Annotated in this window: 5 protein-coding genes; 1 reads left to right on the top strand and 4 read right to left on the bottom strand. The window is 43.7% G+C overall.

The annotated features are described in order from the left end of the window. Window positions 1-119: 119 nt before the first annotated feature. Window positions 120-323 (bottom strand): hypothetical protein, encoded by a 204-nt coding sequence (locus ABF638_RS36235; protein ID WP_435027594.1) that lies wholly within the window; start codon window positions 321-323, stop codon window positions 120-122. A gap of 168 nt (window positions 324-491) precedes the next feature. Between ABF638_RS36235 and ABF638_RS36230 the strand changes: the two genes are divergently transcribed. Further along, a complete protein-coding gene (locus ABF638_RS36230; RefSeq protein ID WP_435027593.1) occupies window positions 492-4,541 on the top strand; it encodes an NB-ARC domain-containing protein in 4,050 nt (1,349 codons plus the stop codon). Window positions 4,542-4,745: 204 nt separating this feature from the next. On the opposite strand, the gene ABF638_RS36225 is transcribed toward ABF638_RS36230, so the two are convergent. The 3 genes from ABF638_RS36225 to ABF638_RS36215 form a co-directional block, all read right to left on the bottom strand. Further along, window positions 4,746-5,048 (bottom strand): helix-turn-helix transcriptional regulator, encoded by a 303-nt coding sequence (locus tag ABF638_RS36225; RefSeq protein WP_181930451.1) that lies wholly within the window; start codon window positions 5,046-5,048, stop codon window positions 4,746-4,748. After that, window positions 5,035-5,439, bottom strand: coding sequence for a type II toxin-antitoxin system RelE/ParE family toxin (locus ABF638_RS36220; RefSeq protein ID WP_435027592.1), 405 nt, complete (start codon window positions 5,437-5,439; stop codon window positions 5,035-5,037). The genes ABF638_RS36225 and ABF638_RS36220 overlap by 14 nt, the downstream gene beginning before the upstream one ends. Window positions 5,440-6,047: 608 nt before the next feature. Further along, the gene (locus tag ABF638_RS36215) at window positions 6,048-6,707 is read right to left on the bottom strand and encodes a phytochelatin synthase family protein (RefSeq protein ID WP_069068670.1); all 660 of its coding nucleotides are present in this window, start codon (window positions 6,705-6,707) and stop codon (window positions 6,048-6,050) included. Window positions 6,708-6,919: the final 212 nt, after the last annotated feature.

Here is a 6,919-nt window from a genome sequence, read left to right as displayed (position 1 = left end):
ATCGCCGTCTCTACAATAATCAGTCTTTTGTAGAGACGGCGATTTATCGCGTCTTCATGATGATTTATTCAGCGTAGGTGCGTTACGGCGTTCCGCTAACACACCTAGCACTTCATCTTTTACTTTTGAGAATCGGTTTCCTCCCTTTTCTCCTGCAAGCTACGAATTTTAACCAACACTGAAATATATTGTTGAGTCATCCAAATCAACGCCTCAATGGATGAGTTACCTTGGTCAATCTGGCCTTTAGCTTGTAAACCAATCAAGAATAGTTGCATTGCCAGCAACAAAGCAATAATTTTACCGAGAACATCTTTTGACATTTGTTTCTACCCCAAAGAGTTGTTAAATACAGGTTCTCTTTGGGGTTGTGTCCCTAAGCAAATACCCCAATGTCGCTGAAAATGCCTTAGAATCTGGATTACATGAGTTTGGGGTGGTAGTTTCAATCTGGGGTAGCCCCAAACTTCTTACTCAATTTTTTGGATGTAATGCCACGAGAATCTACTAAAGGCCCTGTAATTCAAAAGCGAGTCAAGCGTCTGCTAGAGGCGTTGCTTTGTTTTGCCGATAGAGAATTTGAGGATGGTAACTTTAAAATTGAGTCCGACTGGAAAGAAGCAGACAGCGCTAACCCCAAGCTGACTGTGCAGACTACGTTAGTCACATTGGAGTTGCTGACCCAAAAAGATAAATATTCTGGCAAGTTAACTAAAGCGCAAATTCGAGAAGCGCTGAATTTGCTGAAGGATTTTTTGAAGATTCTGGAAGATAACCGTCTGCAAACCAAGGGTGTTGACGAATGGCACTTTACACTCAAGCTATGGTCAAGAGATAGGGAAAGGAACTTAAAACGGTTTGATGAGGCTTGGGAAAGTAGTAGACCAGAGAAATCGAAATTAAATAACCCCTCTCCAAACCTCTCCCCCACAGGGAGAGAGGCTTGGAATTTTCCCCATTCCCTTGTAGGGAAGGGGGTTAGGGGGTTAGGTAACACAAGTATATTTCAAGCGCCACCTTTACCCACATACTTTGTAGAACGCCCAGAGTACAGCGATGATTTAAAGACTCGTCTTTTAAATGGTTCATCGTTTGATAGTCGCACTTTAGTAATTACTGCGATTCACGGTTTGGGTTCGGTGGGCAAATCTACTTTAGCGGCGGCTTTAGCCCATGATGCAGAAATACAATCTGGTTTTTGTGATGGCATTCTTTGGGCAACATTAGGTCAACAACCCAATGTGCTTGCTTTACTTAGTGGCTGGGTGCAAGCATTAGGAGACTATAGCTTTAAACCTACAAGTGTTGAAGCAACTTCCTCGCATTTGCGGACTCTGCTTTATGACAAAGCTGTGTTGCTGGTGGTGGATGATGCTTGGAATACCGAAGATGCACAAGCTTTTAATTTTGGTGGGGCGCGTTGTCAAGTTTTAGTAACTACTCGTGAAGGTCACATTGCCGATGCCTTAGCAGCCAACACCTACAGTCTGGATATAATGAAACCAGACCAGGCAATGGAATTGCTGACCAAGAAATTAAGACGCGAGATTACAGGCACAGAACGTTACTCAGCAGCAAATTTAGCCAAAGGTGTTGGTTATCTTCCCCTAGCATTGGAACTCGCAGCCGCCGAAGTTGCCTGTGGTACGAATTGGAATGAACTGTTGGCGGATATTCAGCAAGAAGTAGCCAGATTAACAAGTTTTGACCGACCGGAAGCCGAAGAAATTACTGATGAGGCTAGTTTAAAACGCCTGAGTTTAACGGCATCATTAAATTTGAGTGTCAAGAGAATGCCACCAGAAAAGCAGCAGCATTTCTCTTGGTTAGGGGTATTGCCGGAGGATGTCAACATTAATAAGATGATGGCGGCAACGCTGTGGCAGATGGATAAGCGTGATGCTGCCAAGATGTTGCAATATTTACGGAATAAAGCATTGCTATTAACAGGAGTACCGCTTGCTGATGGTATGCCTACCTATCGCTTACATGACTTATTCCACGATTTAGCGTGTAATTTGTTAACTGCTCCCTCTATGCCAAAGCGCCCAGGAGATTTGGCTGGGTTGGGTTTAAACCTTGCTGATGTTCACGCTGCTTTTTTAAAGAAGTATCGGCAGAAAACCCAGAATGGTTTATGGCATACTTTACCCAATGATGGTTACATTCATCAGCATTTAGTTTGGCATTTGGAAAAGGCTGGACAGTTAGAAGAGATTCACCAGTTATTACGGGAAGAGTCGGCAACTGGAAGCAATGGCTGGTATGAAGTGCGAGAACAATTGGCACAAACTGCCGGTTACATCACAGATATTTCTCGTGCCTGGGAACTAGCAGAAGCGAATTGGACTGAATCAACACTAAGCTTGCAATGTCGCTATGCTTTGATTAGTGCATCCCTGAATAGTTTGGCAGCTAATATACCAATAAATCTGCTGGTGACGTTGGTTAAAAACAATATGTGGACTCCTGAGCAAGGGTTAGCTTACGCCCTACAAAAACCAGAACCACAGGTGAAAGTCAACTCGCTGACAGAACTAGTCAATTATTTGCCACCAAATCTTCAAGAATTAGCACTGCAAAAAGCTCTTGCTGCTGCCAAGGCGATTCAGTCTGACGCTTATCGTGCCAATGCCCTGAGAGCCTTAGCTAAGAAACTGCCACCAGAGTTATTATTAGAAGCTCTTGCTGTTGCCAGAGCAATTCAGTATAAGGAGTCTCATGCTTATGCCTTGAGTGCCTTAGCTGAGAAACTGCCAGAGTTATTGCCAGAAGCCCTTGCTGCTGCCAGGGCAATTCAGTCTGACGCTTATCGTGCTTATGCCTTGAGTGCCTTAGCTGAAAAACTGCCAGAGTTATTGCCAGAAGCCCTTGCTGCTGCCAGGGCAATTCAGTCTGACGCTTATCGTGCCAATGCCTTGAGTGCCTTAGCTGAGAAACTTCCAGAGTTATTGCCAGAAGCCCTTGCTATTGCCAGGGCGATTCAGGATGAGTATTATCGTGCCAATGCCTTGAGTGCCTTAGCTGAGAAACTGCCAACAGAGTTATTGCCAGAAGCCCTTGCTGCTGCTAGGGCGATTCAGTCTGACGCTTATCGTGCCAATGCCTTGAGTGCCTTAGCTGAGAAACTGCCAGCAGAGTTATTGCCAGAAGCCATTGCTGCTGCTAGGGCGATTCAGGATGAGTATTATCGTGCCAATGCCTTGAGTGCTTTAGCTGAGAAACTGCCAGAGTTATTGCCAGAAGCCATTGCTGCTGCCAGGAAGATTCAGGATGAGTATTATCGTGCTAATGCCTTGAGTGCTTTAGCTGAAAAACTGCCAGAGTTATTGCCAGAAGCTATTGCTGCTGCCAGGAAGATTCAGGATGAGTATTATCGTACCAATGCCTTGAGTGCCTTAGCTGAGAAACTGCCAACAGAGTTATTACCAGAAGCCCTTGCTGCTACTAGGGCGATTCAGGATGAGTATTATCGTGCCAATGCCTTGAGTGCTTTAGCTGAGAAACTGCCAGAGTTATTGCCAAAAGCTGTTGCTGTTGCCAGGGCGATTCAGGATGAGTATTATCGTGCCAATGCCTTGAGTGCCTTAGCTGAAAAACTGCCAGAGTTATTGCCAGAAGCCCTTGCTGCTGCCAGGGCAATTCAGTCTAAAACTTATCGTGCCAATGCCTTGAGTGCCTTAACTGATAAACTGCCAGAGTTATTGCCAGAAGCCCTTAGTACTGCCAGGATGATTCAGTCTGAGTCCGATCTTGCCAATGCCTTGAGTGCCTTAGCTAAGAAACTGCCAGCAGAGTTATTGCCAGAAGCCCTTGCTGCTGCCAGGGCAATTCAGGATGAGTATTATCGTGCCAATGCCTTGAGTGCCTTAGCTGAGAAACTGCCAGAGTTATTGCCAGAAGCCCTTACTACTGCCAGGGCAATTCAGGATGAGTATTATCGTGCCAATACCTTGAGTGCCTTAGCTGAAAAACTGCCAGAGTTATTGCCAGAAGCCCTTGCTGCTGCCAGGGCAATTCAGTATGAGGGTTCTCGTGCCAATGCCTTGAGTGCCTTAGCTGAGAAACTACCAGAGTTATTGCCAGAAGCCCTTGCTGCTGCCAAGGCGATTCAGCATGAGGATTCTCGTGCCAATGCCTTGAGTGCCTTAGCTGAGAAACTGCCAGAGTTATTGCCAGAAGCCCTTACTACTGCCAGGGCAATTCAGGGTGAGGCTTATCGTGCCAATGCCTTAAAAGCCTTAGCTAAGAAACTGCCACCAGAGTTATTGTCAGAAGCCCTTACTACTGCCAGGGCGATTCAGGATGAAGATTCTCGTGCTGATGCCTTGAGTGCCTTAGCTTCCAGTTTGTCGCAAATGCAAGCTGCCAAACTTTTTTCCCTTTGGAAAGATACTCTTCATGAGTTATCCCTTCGCACTCGCCCTAATTTGCTGCAAGATATCAAAGCGTTATTTCCTGTTATCTTTGCATTAAGTGGTGAACCAGCAATGGCAGAAATTGCCCGTGCGATTCAGGATGTGGCGCGATGGTGGCGGTAAAGAGACACGGGGACACAAAGACGGAGGGATGCAGTATTTATAGTTTTAAGCGAAGTGCGATCGCCTATTTACAGCTACTCAACCATCAAGCAGGTATCGAATTTACAAACTCTCTCTGGTGTCCATGAGTGGGCGATCGCAATTAGTCATAAAATCATCAGAGAAATTGTCTAGACTGTCAATGAGCGATCGCCATGATGGGTTTTAAGCAACTTCTTTAGGTGACATTTTAATTTCCACTTTTTGATTTAAAGCTGCTGCAATCCGAGCCAATATAGACAAAGAATGTCCCTCATAGTCAGCATCTTCCAATCGAGCAATAACTGACTGGGTAGTACCGACTAAATCAGCTAGTTGTTGCTGGGTTAATCCCGCTTCTTTACGTGCATCGTAGATGATTTGAGATACTTGAGCATTTATTGATGATTCTCTAACCATCTCTTGTAATTCTGGATCTTCTTTCATCATTCTTTTAATGATTTTCAGTGCATCATTAGTTTTCTTCATCTGTTTTTTCCTCTTGTTCGATATAAGTATGAATTTCTGAATTGAGTATGAATAAATTTTTGTATGTTAATGCTAAATCAATTTCTCGATCTGGAACTTGGTTATCCTCTTTAATAATGGCATGAGCTAAAATAACTATGTTTTGACCATGAAAAAAATATAGAATTCTATACTGTACTCTGATGTGCTTGGCTCTTAGTTCATAAATACCATCACGCAGAAAATCTGCGGCGGGTCGTCTTAATTCAAAACCATACTCAGCTAATTGCTCAATTCTGGCGATGCAGTTTGCATATCCCTTACGATCCTGTTTAAGTAATTTGTTTAGCCACTTTAAGACTGGAACTTCTCCTCTATCATCCTGAAAGAAAATAATCCGTGTTTCTGGCATTGTCTGGGATAAGCTTACGCATACTATTAATTTTATCGCAAAAATGCGATTTTAGCGATTAGGCAGCTGCTCTGCATGGGAATGCTGTCACTTATCGTTAAACTATAGCGCTTCCCAGTTTTTAGCTCTAACTGAACCCTATTGAATACTATTCATCAGTTATATTTTTGCCAAGCCCAAAGTCTTTAGGTTGTATTTTACGCTTGTGGGGTCAGCGCAGCAATTGGATTTGTCTAAACTGCGATCGCACTTCTACAACACCCTACTAACTATCTCTCAAAAACTGCGTAGTTTACCGCCGTAGACCATGCCTACGGCGGTAAACTACGCAGCCATATTCATCATCAACAAATCGCTTTGCGTCTATGCACCCCCAACAAACTGAGGCGATTTCACAAAAAATCGAATTCGATTCCACTCAGCCTTACAAAAACAAGACTTAGGCAAAATCTCTCTCAAACTCTCATTTTTCCGTGTTGCGCCAGTTACTACCCTGTGGAAACGCTTGAGAGCGTAGCTTGCTTCCCCGTAGGGGTACAAGCCGGGGAACTCCCCCAACGCACTGGTCAGAGGTTATTTTAAAAATGGTTGGCTGTGATTCTAAATAATTATTCAGAATGGAGAGCGTTCAAGGCGATTTCTGATGGGTGAACCACTCCGTTAGCTGCTAAATTGGCTTTCTCTTGCCTGCGAAGCACGATCATGCCACGAGAGCGATTTGACGAGGAATCTTTATCTACGCAAGCGGCATATATACGTTGAATTGGGCATTTCCAAAACCGGGTATATCGTTTAGGATTTGTATCTGCAATGGTTATTTCTTGAGTTTTTGGGTCATAGTCTGCCAATAAGGAGAAGTGACCACCTTCTAAACTTGGATTTTCATGGGCAATACGGGTATTGAAGTTAAGAATGTGGACATCATTTTCATCACAAACGGCGGCTTCAACTTCACGGATGAATGCTTCGAGCGTCATACTCGGTTTATCAAAATGCTCTATCCGAATCGACAGGGGTATTTCTTTTTTTTCAAGGTAAGTTCGACAAGTATCGTAGGTTTCTGCTAACGTCATCCCATCATCTAAAACCGATGCGATGGGTAGTTGGGTTGCATAGAAAATCTCATCAACAGTTGTCAAGTATCCCAATGCGGTAAAAGCATAAGCAATTGCAGTGACATTGCAACAGTAGATGGGTTGTTGAAATTGATGTAGTTGAATGATTTCTAAATCTCGTTTGGAAATTTGAGCTAAATTATCAAGATCCATTTTTCTGCCTTTTTTAGATATATATATTGATTAACTCAGGATTTACAGCTTTTTTAAAAACTGTGCTTGCATTATCTAGCACTTGCTATTAAAGATGCAAGGACAGTTAAGACAGTTAAGCAAATTTTTGAGACAGTTAAGACAGTGTTAACATCCGGTACACGGGAGCGGTCTTCAAGTACACGGGAGCGGTCTTCAAGTACACGGGAGCG

Source organism: Nostoc sp. CALU 1950 (assembly GCF_051172895.1).
Lineage (GTDB): Bacteria > Cyanobacteriota > Cyanobacteriia > Cyanobacteriales > Nostocaceae > Nostoc > Nostoc edaphicum_A.
This window is presented reverse-complemented; position numbering and strand designations above follow the sequence as displayed.